The organism is Paenibacillus sp. J22P15 (assembly GCF_056269345.1).
On the sequence record NZ_JBWDNT010000028.1, the window covers coordinates 39,122 to 57,481 of the forward strand.

At 46.3% G+C, this 18,360-nt stretch carries 18 protein-coding genes and 6 tRNA genes; 1 reads left to right on the forward strand and 23 read right to left on the reverse strand.

Features of this window, described 5'->3' with window-relative positions:
* Positions 1–137 precede the first annotated feature (137 nt).
* The 17 genes from hisJ to AC0YN6_RS28440 form a co-directional block, all read right to left on the reverse strand.
* A complete protein-coding gene (hisJ, locus tag AC0YN6_RS28360) occupies positions 138–944 on the reverse strand; it encodes a histidinol-phosphatase HisJ (protein ID WP_475751320.1) in 807 nt (268 codons plus the stop codon).
* Positions 945–988: 44 nt separating this feature from the next.
* Positions 989–1,681, reverse strand: a complete 693-nt coding sequence (gene hisIE, locus AC0YN6_RS28365; RefSeq protein ID WP_475751321.1) for a bifunctional phosphoribosyl-AMP cyclohydrolase/phosphoribosyl-ATP diphosphatase HisIE — start codon at positions 1,679–1,681, stop codon at positions 989–991.
* Positions 1,678–2,436 carry an imidazole glycerol phosphate synthase subunit HisF gene (gene hisF, locus AC0YN6_RS28370; protein WP_475751323.1) on the reverse strand — a complete coding sequence of 253 codons (759 nt, stop codon included), beginning with the start codon at positions 2,434–2,436 and terminating at the stop codon, positions 1,678–1,680. Before hisF ends, hisIE begins: the two co-directional genes overlap by 4 nt.
* A gap of 147 nt (positions 2,437–2,583) precedes the next feature.
* Positions 2,584–3,201 carry an imidazole glycerol phosphate synthase subunit HisH gene (hisH, locus tag AC0YN6_RS28375; protein WP_475751325.1) on the reverse strand — a complete coding sequence of 206 codons (618 nt, stop codon included), beginning with the start codon at positions 3,199–3,201 and terminating at the stop codon, positions 2,584–2,586.
* Position 3,202: 1 nt separating this feature from the next.
* Positions 3,203–3,802 carry an imidazoleglycerol-phosphate dehydratase HisB gene (gene hisB / locus AC0YN6_RS28380; RefSeq protein WP_475751327.1) on the reverse strand — a complete coding sequence of 200 codons (600 nt, stop codon included), beginning with the start codon at positions 3,800–3,802 and terminating at the stop codon, positions 3,203–3,205.
* A gap of 682 nt (positions 3,803–4,484) precedes the next feature.
* Entirely contained in the window at positions 4,485–5,771 is a 1,287-nt protein-coding gene (gene hisD / locus AC0YN6_RS28385) for a histidinol dehydrogenase (RefSeq protein ID WP_475751329.1), read from the reverse strand.
* Positions 5,772–5,832: 61 nt separating this feature from the next.
* A complete protein-coding gene (gene hisG, locus AC0YN6_RS28390) occupies positions 5,833–6,477 on the reverse strand; it encodes an ATP phosphoribosyltransferase (protein WP_475751331.1) in 645 nt (214 codons plus the stop codon).
* On the reverse strand, positions 6,474–7,697 hold the full coding sequence (locus AC0YN6_RS28395; protein WP_475751333.1) for an ATP phosphoribosyltransferase regulatory subunit: 1,224 nt from the start codon (positions 7,695–7,697) through the stop codon (positions 6,474–6,476). Before AC0YN6_RS28395 ends, hisG begins: the two co-directional genes overlap by 4 nt.
* 194 nt (positions 7,698–7,891) lie before the next feature.
* Complete coding sequence (locus tag AC0YN6_RS28400) at positions 7,892–8,425, reverse strand: acyltransferase (protein ID WP_475751335.1); 534 nt, start codon at positions 8,423–8,425, stop codon at positions 7,892–7,894.
* Positions 8,418–9,083 carry a pyrophosphatase PpaX gene (gene ppaX / locus AC0YN6_RS28405; protein WP_475751337.1) on the reverse strand — a complete coding sequence of 222 codons (666 nt, stop codon included), beginning with the start codon at positions 9,081–9,083 and terminating at the stop codon, positions 8,418–8,420. The genes AC0YN6_RS28400 and ppaX overlap by 8 nt, the downstream gene beginning before the upstream one ends.
* Positions 9,084–9,105: 22 nt before the next feature.
* Positions 9,106–10,107 (reverse strand): prolipoprotein diacylglyceryl transferase, encoded by a 1,002-nt coding sequence (gene lgt, locus AC0YN6_RS28410; protein ID WP_475751339.1) that lies wholly within the window; start codon positions 10,105–10,107, stop codon positions 9,106–9,108.
* 21 nt (positions 10,108–10,128) lie between these two features.
* Positions 10,129–11,067, reverse strand: coding sequence for an HPr(Ser) kinase/phosphatase (gene hprK, locus AC0YN6_RS28415; protein ID WP_475751341.1), 939 nt, complete (start codon positions 11,065–11,067; stop codon positions 10,129–10,131).
* A 123-nt stretch (positions 11,068–11,190) separates the two neighbouring features.
* Positions 11,191–12,555, reverse strand: coding sequence for a DUF4179 domain-containing protein (locus AC0YN6_RS28420; protein WP_475751343.1), 1,365 nt, complete (start codon positions 12,553–12,555; stop codon positions 11,191–11,193).
* Positions 12,500–13,090 carry a sigma-70 family RNA polymerase sigma factor gene (locus AC0YN6_RS28425; RefSeq protein ID WP_475751345.1) on the reverse strand — a complete coding sequence of 197 codons (591 nt, stop codon included), beginning with the start codon at positions 13,088–13,090 and terminating at the stop codon, positions 12,500–12,502. The genes AC0YN6_RS28420 and AC0YN6_RS28425 overlap by 56 nt, the downstream gene beginning before the upstream one ends.
* 205 nt (positions 13,091–13,295) lie before the next feature.
* A complete protein-coding gene (locus AC0YN6_RS28430) occupies positions 13,296–14,417 on the reverse strand; it encodes an ABC transporter ATP-binding protein (protein ID WP_475751347.1) in 1,122 nt (373 codons plus the stop codon).
* Between the two features lie 89 nt (positions 14,418–14,506).
* Complete coding sequence (locus AC0YN6_RS28435) at positions 14,507–15,652, reverse strand: PucR family transcriptional regulator (RefSeq protein ID WP_475751349.1); 1,146 nt, start codon at positions 15,650–15,652, stop codon at positions 14,507–14,509.
* 172 nt (positions 15,653–15,824) lie between these two features.
* Positions 15,825–16,772: a glycosyltransferase family 4 protein gene (locus AC0YN6_RS28440; RefSeq protein ID WP_475751351.1), complete on the reverse strand. Its 948-nt coding sequence runs from the start codon at positions 16,770–16,772 to the stop codon at positions 15,825–15,827.
* Positions 16,773–16,896: 124 nt separating this feature from the next.
* On the opposite strand from AC0YN6_RS28440, the gene ssuE reads away from it, so the two are divergent.
* On the forward strand, positions 16,897–17,451 hold the full coding sequence (gene ssuE, locus AC0YN6_RS28445; RefSeq protein WP_475751353.1) for an NADPH-dependent FMN reductase: 555 nt from the start codon (positions 16,897–16,899) through the stop codon (positions 17,449–17,451).
* A 140-nt stretch (positions 17,452–17,591) separates the two neighbouring features.
* Here the strand turns inward: ssuE and AC0YN6_RS28450 are convergent.
* From AC0YN6_RS28450 to AC0YN6_RS28475, 6 genes are all read right to left on the reverse strand, one after another.
* Positions 17,592–17,667 (reverse strand) — tRNA-Lys (locus tag AC0YN6_RS28450).
* A 16-nt stretch (positions 17,668–17,683) separates the two neighbouring features.
* Positions 17,684–17,768: transfer RNA gene (locus AC0YN6_RS28455), tRNA-Tyr, on the reverse strand.
* A 38-nt stretch (positions 17,769–17,806) separates the two neighbouring features.
* Positions 17,807–17,882 (reverse strand) — tRNA-Phe (locus AC0YN6_RS28460).
* Positions 17,883–17,898: 16 nt separating this feature from the next.
* Positions 17,899–17,975, reverse strand: a tRNA-Asp gene (locus tag AC0YN6_RS28465).
* A gap of 34 nt (positions 17,976–18,009) precedes the next feature.
* Positions 18,010–18,085 (reverse strand) — tRNA-Val (locus AC0YN6_RS28470).
* A gap of 23 nt (positions 18,086–18,108) precedes the next feature.
* Positions 18,109–18,185 (reverse strand) — tRNA-Met (locus AC0YN6_RS28475).
* Between the last annotated feature and the right edge of the window lie 175 nt (positions 18,186–18,360).

Below are 18,360 nucleotides of genomic sequence, written 5' to 3' on the forward strand. Positions count from 1 at the left end.
GATACCCTCCTGAGCGTTAAAACCAATTAATTTGACGGAACTAGTACTCGTCTTTGTCAGATCATTCGACAAAACTTGTCGGATCATTCGACAAAGCTTGTTTGATCATCTATATTATACATGGAATTTACGATATTTCAAAAATCAATCTTCATTAATTTTCGACAATTGAATGTCGCAAGCTGCTTATACCCTACTTCTTTGAGCAAAGCGTATGCTTGATCCAAATATTGGCCAAGTCTTTCGGGCTGATGAGCGTCTGATCCAACCGTAATCGGAATGCCTAATTCAAGTGCATATTCAAGCATTCTGCGGCTCGGGAACATCTCAGCGGCAGGAGTGCGCAGCCCCGATGCATTGAGCTCTATAGCAAGTCCATGCTTCTTGACTGCTTCAAGCGCAGCATTTTCCAAGTGTGTAACATCTTCCTCTGGCTTAAAGCCAAAACGCTTGATAACATCAATATGCCCAATATAGTCATAAAAGCCGCTTGCTGCCGCTTTGCCGACGGCTGCGTAATACTGCTCATATACAGCCATCCGATTGCGGCCCTCCCAGCCTCCCGTTTGCCGGAAATCCGTAATGTCCCACTCTTCGAGAAAATGAACAGAGCCAATGACGTAATCCCAAGGGTAAGCGTTCACGATCGCAGCGATTTGCTCCTCACAGCCCTCAATATAATCGCCTTCAAGCCCGACGCGTATGTCGATTTGACCTTTATACTTTTGCTTAAGCTCAAGGCATTCTTCCACATAACGAGGAAGTTCATCCATTGGCATTGCCATTTCTGGATAATAAGTCGCAGGATCCACATGGAGCAGCGGCATATGATCGGAAAGGCCGAGCTGCACGAGTCCGATCTCTATTCCCTTCCGTACATATTCCTCTAGCTCTCCGACGGCATGACCGCAGCGAGCATGATGCGTATGGTAATCGATAAACATGTGCGTACCGGCCTTTCACTTGGAATTTTTAAGTAAACTGCAAACTATCTCATTTTGTTCGTCGTTGGCTTGCCATGACGATTGTTGATTTCCGTAATAACATCATCGAAAGGCAGACCGCGTTCACGAAGCAGAACCATCAAGTGGAAAATAAGGTCTCCAACTTCACTCCGAAGCTCGTCATTATCTTGATTTTTCGCTGCGATAATAACCTCGGACGCTTCCTCGCCAACTTTTTTCAAAATTTTATCTACACCTTTGTCGAACAGGTATGAGGTGTAAGAGCCCTCAGGGCGCTCTGCGTAACGCTCTGCGATTACGCTCTCTAGCTGTCCAAGCGTAGCGAATCGGTCTGCAGAGGATGATACAGCCTGTGAGGAAGCATTTGTATTGCCGCTTACTTCAACCGGATTAAAGAAGCAGCTATAACGTCCGGTGTGGCACGCCGGCCCCTTCTGATCCACTTTAACGAGCAATGTATCGCCGTCGCAATCATAAGACATTGAGATGATGCGCTGAGTATTGCCGCTTGTTGCTCCTTTATTCCAGAGCTCATTACGTGAACGGCTCCAATACCAAGTTACGCCGGACTCTACGGAAAGCTGCAGAGACTCTTTGTTCATATAAGCCAACATCAGAACTTCTTTGCTTTGCGCATCCTGTACAACAGCCGGCACTAAACCCGCGTCGTCCCATTTGATTTTTGAGATAAGCTCGTTATAGTTATTTTCCGTCATCGTACCTCTACTCCTTTCAAACGCAAATCGTCTTTCACTTCACGGATCGTCATTTCTTTGTAGTGAAAAATAGTAGCAGCTAGAGCCGCATCCGCATGAGCCTGCTGGAACACATCATTAAAATGCTCGATTCTTCCCGCTCCACCTGAAGCGATAACCGGAATACCGAGTGAATCTGATACCGCTTGCGTGAGCTTGATGTCGAAGCCGTCTTTTGTTCCGTCCGCATCCATACTCGTCAGCAAGATTTCGCCTGCACCCAGGCGCTCCGCTTCACGCGCCCATTCAAGCGCCTTAATTCCAGTCGTCTTGCGTCCGCCATGCGTATAAACTTCCCACTCGCCCCACTCCGGATTGAACTTCGCATCAATCGCAACCACGATGCACTGCGAGCCGAACTTCCGTGAACCCTCTTGAATAAGAGCTTTATTTAGAACAGCTGCTGTATTGATGCCGATTTTGTCTGCGCCTGCGCGCAGCAGCCGCTTCATATCGTCGACATGAGAAATACCGCCGCCTACTGTAAAGGGAATCGTAATTTCTCCTGCCGTCCGCTTCACGACCTCTATCATCGTCGCTCGTCCTTCAACGGAAGCGGATATATCCAGAAATACTAGCTCGTCAGCGCCCTCTTGGTCATAAGTTGCCGCCAGCTCAACGGGATCACCTGCATCGCGCAGATTCACAAAATTGACGCCCTTCACCACGCGGCCGTCCTTCACATCAAGACAAGGAATGATACGTTTCGCCAGCATGTTGCTCTCTCCTTTATGCCCGTTAGTCGAGCTTGATTTTTATTTGGTATTACTTTATATCACTTTGTATTTCTTGGCGTTACTTCAAATACACTACTTGGCGTTAATGAAATACAATCGTTTGAGCCAAGCAGTGTACCAAAACAACTATGAGCTTTGGCTGCTTGTTAGAGCAAGGAAATTGCCTAGCAGCTGCATGCCAAGCTCTCCGCTTTTCTCGGGGTGGAACTGCATACCGTATACATTGCCGCGACCGACGATTGCAGTTACCTGCTGATAATAGTCTGTTGTCGCAAGCAAATCAGAGGCAACCTCCGGCTTCGCATGGAACGAGTGTACGAAATAGACATGACCTTCGGTCAGACCATTGAACAAAGGAGACTGTTCCTGTAGGAAAGACAGCTTGTTCCAACCCATATGCGGGATCTTGTAATCCCCTGTGAAACGGCTGACCTTGCCAGGAAGCAGGTTTAAGCCCGCGTTCGTTCCGTACTCATCACTCTCGGTAAAGAGAAGCTGCATGCCAAGGCAAATACCAAGCATCGGCTTGCCCGAAGCTGCATACGCTTTGGCTACCTCATCCATTTTCGTGTCACGAAGGTTTTGCATCGCATCACCGAAAGCACCTACACCTGGTAGGATCGCTCCGTCTGCAGCAGCAATCGTTTGCGGATCGTCTGTAATAACTGCTTCATAGCCAAGTCGTTCAACCGCTTTGCTTACGCTGTGCAGATTCCCCATACCGTAATCAATAATCGCGATCATATTAGAGTACTCCCTTCGTTGAAGGCACTCCTTGTACGCGAGGATCAATGCTAGTTGCTTCATCAAGCGCACGTCCAAGCGCCTTGAACACCGCTTCAATCATATGATGTGTGTTTTTGCCATAGTGCACGATAACGTGAAGCGTAATGCGCGATTCTAGCGCAAGCTTCCACAAAAACTCATGAACAAGCTCTGTCGAGAAGCTTCCAACCTGTGCAGAAGGGTACTCCGCGCGATATTCAAAGTGCGGACGGTTGCTGACATCAATAATAACTTGAGCAAGCGCCTCATCCATAGGTACGAATACGCTAGCGTAACGTTTAATACCGCGTTTGTCGCCTAGAGCCTCGCGAAGTGTTTGACCGATACAAATCCCGATATCCTCCACCGTATGGTGATCGTCGATATCGATATCGCCGCGCGCTTCCAAATCAAGATTGAACTGGCCGTGCTTCGTAAACAAATCTAGCATGTGGTTAAGGAAAGGCACATCCGTTTCAATTTTCGTCTCGCCTGTTCCATCTACTGCAAATGTAAGTTTAATATCTGTCTCATTCGTCTTGCGTGCTACTGATGCTTCACGTACGCGATTTTCTGACACTTTCATTCCTTCTTCCTATATAATTTTATATTTGTTTTCTCAGCTTGGTAACTGGTTAGCCCACTAATCATGCTACTTAAGTGATGACTATGCTTCATAAGCTTCACATCGTGCAGCAGTCCCCATGCGGGCTGAAGCTTCTATCTGCGTTGTACTTTCTGCAATAGAAATGCCTTTCCGTTGTGCCTTTGCGGCTGCGTTGTACTTTCTGCAATAGAAATGCCTTTCCGTTGTGGCTTTGCGGCTACGTTGTACTTTCTGCAATAGAAACGCCTTTTCCGTTGTGGCTTTGCGGCTACGTTGTAGTTTATGCAATAGAAATCCACCACTTTGAGCATTCCCCTCTACTTTCGGCCAAATCTACTGCATTTCTGCAACGTAGCTCGATAATAGTGGTCTCATGTTAGCTTTCTATTGTAGTTTCTGCAATGTAGAACCCTTCTTCGGAGGTTGGCTATAAATAGTCAGCACAATAATAGCCTTTTGGCCATAAGCCTGCCGAGTTTCCCCTCTACTCCACGTTGTCCATAAGCCTGCTCGGCACTATCGTGCTGCCATCCGCACTCGCAATTCCATCACAAGCCGCTAAAGAGCATAAGAGTTATTACCTAGGTAATAACTCTCCATTACATGATTACCTGCTTAAAAGATTCATCTGTCTATGCTAAAGTTAGTTTCTAATTTACCCGCGTTCTTTCTCAAGGCGGATCTCGATTGCGCGAGCGTGACCTTCAAGTCCCTCATGACGGGCAAGCGTCATGATTTTGTCGCCATTAGCAAACAAAGCTTCTTTACTATAGTAGATTAAGCTTGATTTCTTCAAGAAATCATCAACATTCACTGGCGACGAGAACCTTGCTGTGCCATTCGTAGGGATGATGTGATTTGGTCCTGCAAAATAATCCCCGACCGGCTCCGAGCTGTATGGCCCCAGGAAAATTGCCCCGGCATTCTGAATATATCCGAGCAGACGCATCGGATCTACTGTCAGCACCTCTAAGTGCTCAGGTGCCAGTTGGTTTACCACGTCGATACCCTCTTCAATCGTGTCGACGAGCAATACAGCACCATAGTTGTCGATGGAGCTGCGCGCAATATCATGACGCGGCAATGTGGACAGCTGACGCTCAACCTCCGCTGCTACAGCTTCCGCAAGCTGCTGCGACGGCGTAATAAGTATCGCCGATGACATTTCATCGTGCTCTGCCTGAGAAAGCAGATCCGCGGCGATGTACGCGGGATCTGCGGAATCGTCAGCAAGCACGACGATTTCACTTGGTCCGGCGATACTGTCGATATCGACGGCACCGAATACGGCGCGCTTCGCAAGCGCCACATAAATATTGCCCGGTCCGCAAATTTTGTCGACCGGAGCAATGCTGGCCGTGCCGTACGCAAGCGCGGCTATGGCCTGTGCTCCTCCGACCCGGTACATCTCCTTGACGCCCGATTCTGCGGCGGCAACGAGAATATACGGGTCGATGCCCTCCTTGCCGCCAGTTGCAGGCGGCGTCACCATAACGATCTCCGGCACACCAGCTACCTGTGCCGGAATGACATTCATCAGCACGGACGACGGATAAGCCGCCTTGCCTCCGGGCACATATACACCGACCCGCTTCAGCGGTCGCATAATTTGCCCGAGCATCGTTCCGTCCTGCTGCAAATCCATCCACGAGGTCCGCATTTGCTTCTCGTGGAATACCCGAATATTCACGGCCGCTTCGCGAATCGCCGCAAGGAAATCGGCGTCAACAAGCTCATACGCCGCCTGTATTTCCTCCTGCGTCACACGCAGCGACGCGGCGTCCAGCTTAACGCGGTCATGCTGCTCCGTATACCTCAGTAGGGCTGCATCACCCTCAGCCTTAACGTCTGCGACGATCTTTAATGCACTTTCATTTTGCTCGGGTGTCCCATACTCCACCTCGCGCTTCAAACCAAACTGCTCTGCTCGCATAATACGCATATCATCCACTCCTTCCGTTACTCGCCTTACCCATCTATTCTTTTATTTAGAGTACTCTGCCCTATACCCGCTTACCCAGCGCTTCCTGCAAGCGATCACATAGACCTTGAATCGCTTCATTCTTCATTCGGTAGCTCACACGGTTGGCGATTAGGCGGCTCGTAATACCGAAGATCGACTCCATCTCCACAAGTCCGTTCTCGCGAAGGGTTTGGCCCGTCTCCACCATATCTACGATCCGATCAGCCAGCCCAATCATCGGTGCCAGCTCGATTGAGCCATTCAGCTTGATGACCTCAACCTGCTGCCCAAGCTCACGGAAATATGCCGAAGCGACATTCGGGTATTTGGTTGCCACGCGCGGGTTCATTGTTGGCTTCCAATCCGGCATGCCGATAACGGACATCCGGCATTTGGCTATGCCAAGATCAAGCAGCTCGTAAACGTCCTTGTTTTCCTCCATTAGTACGTCTTTACCGACGATACCGATATCCGCCACTCCATATTCTACATATGTAGGTACGTCAACCGGCTTCGCCATAATGAACTCCATACCCACCTCAGGCAGTTCAATGATCAGCTTGCGCGTATCATCAAAATCGCTTGGAATCGGCAATCCCGCTTCACGAAACAGCTTTGAAGCTACCTTATAGATGCGGCCCTTCGGCATCGCCACTTTCAATATTTCCTTTGTCGCTCCGCTCATGTGGCGCTGCCTCCTTTAATGCTTTTTCCGTCAAATGTCAGCAAAGCCGTATAGGCTACACCTTTATACGTAAACGCTTGTTGATCATCCGTATTTCCTACTACGACGTTGTTCTCATCAAGCCGCTCCGTTACAACGTTAACACCCTGCCCGCGCAGCTCCTGTGCTTTAACAAGGGCTTCGCTGCGTCCATCCGTATCATAGATAATAAGCGTACGCTCTATTTCACTCTCCGCTTTATCGCCGAGCAGCTCCAAAATACGCGTCGTCTTAAGCGCAAACCCCGTTGCTGGCGCAGGTCTGCCAAACTGTGCAAGAAGGTTGTCATAGCGTCCGCCGCTTACAACTGGGAAGCCCAGATCAGCTGCATAACCTTCAAACGTCATACCTGTATAATAGGAGAAGTCTCCAATCATCGTTAGATCGATGAGTACATGCTCACATACGCCATATGCCTTCAGCACATCCCAAATCTCGCATAAATGACGAATGGATGCCTGAGCTTTCTCATCAACACTTAGCTGCAGAGCTTGATCACAAATCTCCTGTCCGCCGCGTAAGCGCAAAACACCCTCAAGCTCGCGCTGTACAGTCTCATCGATCGATAACTCACGCAGTTTCTGACGATAGCCTACAAAATCACGGCCAAGCAAGCAGCTCTTCAACTGCTCCTGCGCTTCCTTACGACCCGGCAGTGATTCCTCCAATAAACCGTTGAGGAATCCAACATGCCCAATAGCAATTTTGAAACGTTCGACGCCAGCTGCCTTAAGCGATGCTATTGCAAGCGCAACTACCTCTGCATCTGCCTCCGCTGAAGAATCTCCAACTAGCTCAACGCCCGTTTGGAAAAATTCAGCCTCACGGCCAGCTTCCTCTTCTATCGCCCGGAACACGTTCGAATGATACGACAGACGTTGCGGGAAATCCGCTTGCTTCAATAACGAAGACACTACACGGGCGATTGGCGCCGTCATATCCGAGCGCAGCACCAATGTCGTACCTCGATTGTTTAGCAGCTTGAACAGCTTCTGATCCGATGTAGAGCTGGCTACGCCTACCGTATCGTAGTACTCCATTGTTGGTGTAATGATTTGCTCGTAGCCCCAGCCCTGCATGCAGGCTAGAACCTGACGTTCTATATGACGCAGCTTAGCCACTGCGCTTGGCAAATAATCTTTAACGCCTATCGGCTTCTCGAATACTTTTGGTTTAGACATCCTATATCACCTTCGCTTACTTTAGTTGTTTAAAGCGATACCATGTTACCATGCTAACAAATTAAAGAGTTTAGTCGTAATATTAGCATGAAAAGCTTATTTTCGTCAAGCTGAAATCCGCCTAATTCACACCAAAAAGAAAGCCTCGTCCTACTGCGAAACGTTCTCGCGCGGACGAAGCTTTCCATAGCCGATTAGTTTAAAATGTTGCGCACACTTTCATCGAACTCGCTTGGCACGACCATCTCACTCCGTCTAATTTCCCGCATCGGATTTCCGCCTACAAAAGAATAAGCAGGTACATCCTTATGGACAATAGAGCCGGCAGCTACAATGGCGTGATCACCGATTGTTACACCTGGCAATATCGTCGTATTCGCACCTATCATTACATTGGAGCCAATCACGACGTCACCGAGTCGGTACTCCTTGATCAAATATTCATGAGTCAGAATGGTTGTATTATATCCGATAATTGTATTATTGCCTACCGAGATACGCTCGGGGAAAAAGACATCGACCATGACCATAAGCGCAAATGCGGTATGCTCTCCGACCTTCATGCCGAGCAGGCGGCGGTAAATCCAATTTTTTAACGGAAGAATCGGACAATAACGCGCTAGTTGAATGCATATAAAGTTACGAACCGCTTTGAATCGGCTTACCGTTGAATATACTTGCCACAGCGCGTTAGGCCCTTCCACCGGATATCGTTCAACTTTACGCAAACGTCTCCCGCTCCATTCCGACAAAGGAATAGAGATCACGCATATCGTGGATGACATGATGGGCTCCAGCACCCTTTAGGATCTGCTCGCCTTTTAGCGACCAAGCGACACCGACCGCTATCGTACCTGCTGCAATTGCGGATTCAATATCAACCGTGCTGTCTCCAACCATCATGGTGGTTGCCGGGTCTGCACCAAGAAGCCCGATGGCTTTGGTCACTGGTTCTGCATGGGGTTTGGCATGAACAACATCATCAATCGTGACAATTGCATCTACAAAGTCAAACAGCCCGACGTATTTTAAACCGCGCTCCGTTGTTAGCCGCATTTTTGTCGTGACAACTCCGATTTGAATACCATGTTTATGCATTCGCTCTATTACTTCAATGACATAATCAAACGGCTTTACATACTCGTCATGCAAACGCAAATTCACTTCACGATATGCCGCCACAAGATGATCTACGTCTTCCAGACCTGAGAATAGCTTCATCTGATCGGTAAGCGGTTGTCCCATACTAGGAATAATATGTTCTCTTCCGAAGCCTTCAGGTGCTACACCCTGCAAAGATTCTATGAACGAGCGAATAATAAGCTCATTGGTGTCGATAATCGTGCCGTCCAAATCGAACAGCATCGTTTTGATATTGCCCGTCATCGATAAACCTCCCTAAATTACGTTAATGCTTGTCTGCTTTATCCTCTTTAGTAGAGCCATTCGAATGATCAGAACCCTTTGGTGCAGAGCCTGTATCAACGTTTCGCTCTGGCCTCGTTGTCGTAATCGGATCAAGATAATATGCATTCGCCAGACCGGTCTTGCGGCGAACGATAATAAGAGCAATTGCTCCAACAATGAGAAGCAAAGCGAGTACTTGAGAAATTCTAATGTTGCCGTATGCAGGGTCCAAGTACCCTTTGGTAAACAAGACCTCCATAGGTGTCCATAGAGCGTCTACGAAGGATGCCAGCCATGATGGTCCTCTAAACGCAAGACTATCGGTACGAAGCGCCTCAATAAAGAAACGACCAATGGAGTACCAAATGAAGTAGCTGGCCATAAGCTCACCTGCACGCAAAAACTTTTGACGACGCAGCACGAACAATACAGCAATTCCGACTAAGCTCCATACGGATTCATACAAAAACGCCGGGTGACGATATTCACCATCAATGAGCATTTGATTCACGATAAACGCCGGTAAGTGCAGCGTATCACTAAGGAAGGACTCACTAACCACAGCACCATATGCTTCTTGGTTCATGAAGTTACCCCAACGACCGATCATTTGACCTGCAAGCAGTCCAGGTACACAAATGTCCACCAATCGCCAGAAATTATAGCCTTTATAGCGGAAATAGAAGAACCCGCAAATAAAAGCCCCGATAATAGCACCGTATATCGCGATACCGCCATTCCATATTTTGAACACATCAATTAAGTTATCCTTATAATCTTCCCATTTGAACGCCACATAATAAATTCGCGCTCCGATAATGGCGGAAGGCACACCTAGAAGCAGCAAGTCCATAAAAAAGTCCGGCTTAATACCGAATCTCTTCCCTTCTTGCACCACGAGTAATAGCCCTACTAATGCCGCCATTCCCAAAATAATGCCATACCAATGCACTTCAATCGGTCCTAATGTGAAGGCAATTGGATTTAGTATCAATGTCTTCATTTAGTTATATCCCCTTTAGGTTCAATCGTATTCGTCCATATCATCAGCAATCGTTTCTGTTAGCTTATTTGTAAACTGAAGTGCCGCATTGTAGCCCATCCGTTTCAAACGGAAGTTCATTGCTGCTACCTCGATAATAACTGCTAAGTTCCGACCTGGCCGGACTGGTACCGTGACAAGCGGAATGTCCGTATCGATAATACGCGTCGTTTCCTCGTCAAGACCAAGTCGATCATATTGTTTATCCTGCTGCCAATTTTCCAGCTTAATTACAAGGCCGATACGCTTCTGCGTACGAACTGCCCCTGCTCCGAAAAGTGTCATTACATTAATAATGCCTAGACCTCTAATTTCGAGCAAATGACGAATGAGCTCTGGCGCACTGCCGTGCAGCTGTGCATCGGAGGTTTGCATAATCTCGACCGCATCATCGGCTACAAGGCGGTGTCCACGCTTGACAAGCTCTAGCGCAGTTTCGCTTTTACCAATACCGCTTCCTCCTGTAATGAGCATACCTATGCCGTATACGTCAACAAGTACACCATGAATGGTTGCAGTGGGCGCTAGCTTTCTCTCCAAGAAGTCAGTAATTCTGCTGGACAAAATAGTCGTTGCCACATTGCTCCGCAGCAGCGGAATTTGCATTTCATTACATTGATCAACTAGCTCCTGAGGTGATTCCAGACCTCTTGTCAAAATAATACATGGTGTGTCCTCGTTGCACAGACGAACCATACGATCCTTGCGCTCATCACCGTCCAACATGTTTAGGAACGATATTTCCGTTCTTCCAAGCAGCTGTACGCGTTCGCTTGGATGGTAGTGGAAGTAACCAGCCATCTCAAGACCGGGCCGATACAAATCATCTACAGTAATAGCTCGTTTCATTCCATCCTCGCCAGCAATAATTTCAAGCTGAAATTGCTTGACGAGCTCAGATACTTTCACTTTTTTCGGCATCGTAGAGCCTCCTTCATATGACAACTGCTAGTGTGTGTATATGTATGGTATTTTCCAATGTCTTCATCGTAAAGGAAAAAGGCGCCGAACGCAACGTTTCCTCCGCTGCTCAGCGCCTTCAACTTACTTAATCGGTACACTTATTGATTTCAATACGTAGCCAGGGTATTCCTTGATATCGAATGTTAAAGGCTGCTGATAGTCCGCCTTTGGAATCCGAAAAACATAGGACACTTTGTCTTCATCGGAATTCCATTGCACTCCTCGATTATCTGAGATAGGATAGGACACACCTGCCGCGTCTGTAAAGCTTCCGCTATGCGCAAATAACGTATACCAAAACTTCTTATCGATTTCATTTAATCTGAGCAAATCAAACTTTACTTCGTACTCGCCATCAAGGAGCTCTTTGCTGGATAATTGAAGCCTGTTTGCTGGCGATGATATCATCTCCATTTTGTCTATATCAACCGTTAGGCTCATATGGTTATCTGACAAATACAAGCCATCTGCAACTAATGTCAATTTTTTGGGCTGAACGAAGTAGCTGCTTTTGAAATGAAGAGTTATTGATGTATCCAGCTCGCCAAAAGCCGAATTCGATTCATATCGCCTGCCTTTCTCATCAACCAACGCTACATTTATAAAACCATTCTCGTGCTTTTCATTATTTGGATCCGCCTCAACTGTCAATGCGATTTGAAGCGGCGTAATGACTGCATCCTTAATCGTAAAACGTTGTCCCCCAACCTCAACCTCTTGCCCTATTGAGATTTCTTCACGCTTATCCGCGAATCTCTCATGCTCAATAGGAAAGTCGATCTTAAGCCATTGACCGCCAAGCAATAAGCCAAATTGCAAGCTCTGCGGCATTTTTTGGTCATCAGCTATTTTAATATCCAAATAATGAAGAACAGGAATATTTGAGACCTCAGCATCGTCACTTGGATAATGAGATGACCCGATAGAAGCAGCCAAATCTTTGCCATCACTCGTCTTCAATTCATAATCGAGAAATCTTGTATTTCCGTTAATGCCTGGCCCTTCCACTGTATATAAAATAGCCATACGTTGATCATCTGCAATAATGCCATCTACTGTAAATTTGTAACCATTCCTTTCAACAGTTTGTTTAATCGGCTGAATGAATTCATTTTCCATAGCCGACATCAACGACTTATCCCCCTCAATCAGCTCAACAAATCCACTGAACCCAGGAATATCCTTCACTATCGATGCAAAAGCAGGAGATACGCGAACGAATGCGGTGATTAGCAAAATTACACTCAATACAGCTGCAACCATGCTCATACTCCATCTCTTTTTGATTTCCCGTATTGAACGCTTCTTCCCCTTCTCTATTCCTCTTTGTATGGCATCATCCAGTGCATGTTCTGGCAACATAGCAAACTCTTGATTCAATTGATCGACGTCATTCTGCAGCTTTTGACCGTTTTGCCTGTGCTCCTTCTCCATATCCTCGTTCATCCCATATCCCCTCCTCCATATCTGTCATATCAGCTCTTAAACCTTTTAACGCTTTATTCAGCCAAGTTCGAATCGTTCCATCTGGCTTCTCAAGCAGCTCAGCGATTTCTGTGATCGTCATGTCCCTATAATATTTGAGTGTAATAACCATCTGGTAGTTAGGCGGAAGCATCTGTACTTGTGCTGCCATATCCAGTCGTTCCTCCGCACCATGATCAATCGCTTTCGCTCTCCTGTCATATTGCTGAGCAATAGATTCGGTAGGCCTCTCCCTCGATTGCTTCTTCCTAGCATCCATGCACACACGGATCAAAATTCGAATAGCCCATGTCGTAAAAAACTTTGGCTCTCTCAAGCTGCGTCTCTTTGTCCATATTCGGCAAACGGTCTCCTGTATCGCTTCCAATGCATCCGATTCATTCCGCATATAAGAGTAAGCAATACCATACATTTGATGCTTATCCAGCTCGATACGCTGCAGCAACGCCGTTTCATCGCCCTTTACCGCCGCCTCAGCCCATTCATCCTTATTCATGTCTCCATCCCTCCTGCCAGGCTGCTGCTTATTTCTCAAGCACTGATATTCCTATTGTTGTATTAGACTATCGAAGCATCGAAACGGTTTTCATATAAACACTTATATTTTGTTAGCATACTTCTTTTCGACATATCTCTCCGATATGTTTAAACAAAAAAAAGAACGGTCGGATAATCCGACCGTTCTTCTTCCATACTATTTATTAAGCTTCGAAAATGTTAAGTTCTGTAGCTTTGTCGAACAAGTGAATTTTGTTCATGTCGATCGCAAGTTTAACAGTTGTGCCATCACGAACTCCTGAACGGCCATCTACACGAGCGATAACAGAGTCAGTACCAATACCGTTTAGGTACAAGTACATCTCGTGACCAAGGTTCTCAGCAACCTCAACATTCGCGTTCACGATTGTTTGTGGGGAAGCTTCCAAGAATACTGGCTCTTCGTGAAGATCCTCTGGACGAAGACCAAGAATTACTTCTTTACCGATGTAGCCTTTTGAGCGAAGCGTTGCTGCTTTGCCTTCTGGAACTACTACGTCAACGCCGCTTGCTTTGAAGCGAAGCGCGCCGCCTTGCTCTGAAAGCGTACCATTGATGAAGTTCATCGAAGGAGCGCCGATAAAGCCAGCTACGAAGATGTTAACAGGGTGGTTGTACAGTTCCTCTGGGGAAGCTGTTTGTTGAATGAAACCGTCTTTCATAACAACGATACGGTCACCCATTGTCATTGCTTCGATTTGGTCATGCGTTACATAGATTGTAGTTGTTTCAAGACGTTTTGTAAGTTTGCTGATTTCAGCACGCATTTGTCCACGAAGTTTCGCGTCCAAGTTAGAAAGCGGCTCATCCATCAAGAATACTTGTGGCTCACGAACGATTGCGCGTCCTAGAGCGACACGTTGACGTTGACCACCGGAAAGTGCTTTTGGTTTACGGTCAAGCAAATGCTCGATATCTAGAATTTTAGCAGCTTCACGAACACGTTTGTCGATGTCTGCTTTTTTGAATTTACGAAGTTTAAGGCCGAAAGCCATGTTTTGATAAACGTTCATATGCGGGTACAACGCGTAGGATTGGAATACCATCGCGATGTCGCGGTCTTTAGGAGCAACATCGTTCACAAGGCGGTCGCCGATGAACAATTTGCCTTCGGAAATTTCTTCAAGGCCTGCAATCATACGAAGAGTTGTCGATTTACCGCAACCAGATGGTCCGACCAATACGAGAAACTCTTTGTCTTTAATATCTAAGTTAACGTCAGTAACCGATGCTTTGTCAGTACCCGGGTATTTTTTGTAAATGCCTTCTAAACGTACGCCTGCCATGATATTTTTCCCCCTAGAAAGAAATTTCGTTATGCCTATATCTTATCCCACTGAGGAGCCTATGACTATGCACATACTTTACAAAAAAACTAATTTCTTTTCGTAACTTTGTACAATAGTAATATAATTTTGACTAGTACCGCATCTCTAAACTGACGAACATCAAGTCCAGTCTCTTGTTTGAGCTTGTCTAGACGATATAATAATGTGTTTCGATGAATGTATAATTTCTTCGCCGTCTCACTAACATTACAATCCAGCGTAAAAAATGTTTCCAATGTGCTCAGCATTTCTGATTCCACGAATAGATCCGCTCTTTTTAACGACTGCTCTAAATATCTCGCTCGGTGTATTTCTGGAATCGCATTCAATAAACGCTCCAGCTGAAGCATCCAAGGTAAATAAATATTCGTTCCGACATGGAATTTTCGCCCGAGATTAATCGTTTCCCGAAGCAGCATCGTCGTTTCAATCATACCCTTAGCCGGTGATGTAGGGTGAGCGACTGCCATATGACATTCGCCAATCCATTCACTCGCAAGCATTTCATGTAATCCAAGCCCAATCGAGGCTAGGCTATCCTCTAACGTCTCTTCCTCTTGTTCATCGAAACCATCCGAGTCCTCATCCCTGAGCAAGGACATTGAGCCCCATATGAGCCACTCTTGACTCTTAAGCGGGATAAGCAAGACATCATCGGACATAAAAGAACGAAGCAGCTTTTCTAACTCTGAATAGGTCGCATGCTTTGTGCCAGTCTGCTCGGTAACTAGTAAGAAAGGAATCATTTCATTAAATAAGCGACTGCCAACAGTTAGATGATCCGGTAAAGAATAAGCAGGCTCATCGGACTCCAGCTGCTTCTGAATCCAATCGCCTAGCTTAAGCGCTTGCCTCTCCGTTTCAGATAGGGCTGCGTTTTTTTTCTCCGTCAAATGGCCTCGGTTAAGCTGCAGTGTCCAGCTAATCAGTTCCTTTTCCGTTGCCTGAAGAGATTGACATGCAATTTCTAATAAATCCACTTCATATTGTGCAGATGTCATAACAATCCACGTTTTTCCGTCTTTTTCAACGCGTTGGCCTTCTATAGGAGAAGTTGCTTTTGCATGATCCCCTAGCCATACCTCATCTGCATTGCTAATTAAATTGTTCCACTCCGCTATAGATTTCGAAACAGCATGTACCGGACAGTTCAAAATGTGCTCCAGCGGCTTTAACCAGTCTGTCGTGCTCATTTCTGTATCTCCTATCTCCACAAGCATTAGCGGCTGCGTGCTTCCTCATATTGGGGCACATATTGCAATTAACAGCTCGATATAAGCGGATTAATGAGTAAAAAAAGTTAATTCTCACTTTTATGTGGAATATCGCTTTTTTTCGTCATTGTACCACAAGAGCTTGCTTAATTCAGCCTATCACCAGTAAAAGAATAATTGACAGCAATGCAAACAATGCTGCTATCAAATAGAGAAACGATACCGTTTGCACCTGATTAAGACCCCACTTCATCAAAAGATGATGCGTATGCAGCTTGTCCGCGCGATGCAGGCCCTTACCGCTTAACAGCCTGCGCAGCATGACATAACCCGTATCAAATATAGGTAACCCTAGGGCAAGCAGCGGAACAAGTAACGTAATAATAGTCGCTTTCTTAAATGCTCCATCGACTGCAATGACCGCTAACGTAAACCCTAGAAAGGTAGCACCAGCATCCCCCATAAAAATTCGAGCTGGATAGAAATTGTGAACCAAAAAACCGAAGCACACACCGGCTACAATAATAGCAAGAAGAGCTGTACTTGGCTGTCCTTTTATAAGCGCCACCGTAAAGAGGGTAAGTGCTGACACCGTACTTACGCCTGAGGCCAGTCCATCCACACCATCTATAAAATTGATCATATTGATCAATGCGAACACCCATAGCGTCGTCGTAAGCCATGACACCCAGTCGGGAAATGAAATAAACAAATGTGTAAACGGATTTGTAATGCCTGCGATTTTGATATGAAATAATGTCGGTATCGAAGCAGCACCCATATAGAGGATTACACGCGGCCATACCGGAAAATCCCGCCCCTTCGCCTTGGCCCCATCGTCTAGAAGCCCAACGATAACAAGCACAGTTCCCCCTGTAACTATGGTCCAAGTAAGCGGAGTGAAGCCTAGAAAAATAAACATCGTAATTACGCAGCCAACAAAAATAGCCGCGCCTCCCATTAGAGGAATCGGCTTATTATGTATTTTCCGCTGATTGGGACGATCAACAAATCCAAGGCGCAACGCGAATACACGAAGCGGTGGAACGCTTGCAAACACAATCGCAAAGCTAATTAATACCGCTAATACGTATACCATTGCAATTACCCCTTTTTCTAATTCATCTTTGCATCTATACATTGTTCCCTTATATCGATAAAATACAAGAAACAATTCATACCTGTTTGACGTCCTACTAATTATTTCAAAGAGGAGTGCACTTATGCCGAATATCGTAATTATTTCCGGTAGTCCCAATGCAGCATCTCGTTTAAACGGAATCACACAGTATGTTGAACAGCAATTGATTGAGAGAGACCTTTCAGTTAAAACCATTACTGTCGTTTCTTTGCCTGCAGAAGACCTTATTCACGCTCGTTTTGGCAGCCCAGCTATTCTAGAAGCTAACAAATTAGTTGAAAGTGCCGATGCTGTCGTGATTGCAAGTCCTGTTTACAAAGCTTCCTACACAGGCGTTCTCAAAACATTTCTAGATCTGCTGCCACAGAAGGGCCTAGATGGAAAAATCATTGCTCCTTTGTTTATCGGTGGTACCATTGCACATCTGCTCTCTATTGACTATTCCCTCAAGCCGGTTCTCGCATCCATGGGAGCTAAACTTTATGTTAGCGGCGTCTACGCCGTCGATTCGCAAATTAATCGTACCCAGGAGCCTAACGAGGCACCCGTATTTGAATTAGCCGAGGAATTGAAGCTGCGTCTTAACGAGACGGTTAACGAGCTTGCTGTTGAATTAAATTTACGGATTAATAACTAAGATAAATTATTGATTAATTATCATTGAGAAAGGGTCTGCACCTCAGATATTATGGTGCAGACCCTTATTTATTTTATATGGAATAACAAAAAAACCGTAGATCCTAAGATCTACGGTTGCGTATGTGTGTTTAGTAAAAATGGTGAGCCATGTAGGATTCGAACCTACGACACCCTGATTAAAAGTCAGGTGCTCTACCAACTGAGCTAATGGCTCTTACTAAAGAAAAGAATGGTGGAGGATGATGGATTCGAACCACCGAACTCAGAGAGAGCAGATTTACAGTCTGCCGTGTTTAGCCACTTCACTAATCCTCCATACTATTACCTATTTTCCGTTAAATCGGAAAATAAAGTGGTGGCTCGGGACGGAATCGAACCGCCGACACGAGGATTTTCAGTCCTCTGCTCTACCGACTGAGCTACCGAGCCTTACTTTAAAGAAAAATGGCGGAGCTGACGGGATTCGAACCCGCGGTCTCCTGCGTGACAGGCAGGCATGTTGGGCCACTACACCACAGCTCCAAGTGGATTCGATTAAGAAATCGAATAAGTAAGATGGTGGAGGATGACGGGATCGAACCGCCGACCCTCTGCTTGTAAGGCAGATGCTCTCCCAGCTGAGCTAATCCTCCATATGTTACGGTAAAAAAGGTAATGGTAGCGGCGAAGGGGATCGAACCCCCGACCTCACGGGTATGAACCGTACGCTCTAGCCAGCTGAGCTACACCGCCACGCTTGTCCCCCGAATAGTTGTCGATTGCAGCGTTCGGGGACGCTTGCAAAGTCAGAACATTACGCCCTGAAAACTGGATACGAAAGATAAGGTTTGCTGAAAACCTTCATGCTGCTGTCTACCGGATGTATGGGTCACGGCAAACGTGTTTAGGATAAGCCCTCGACCGATTA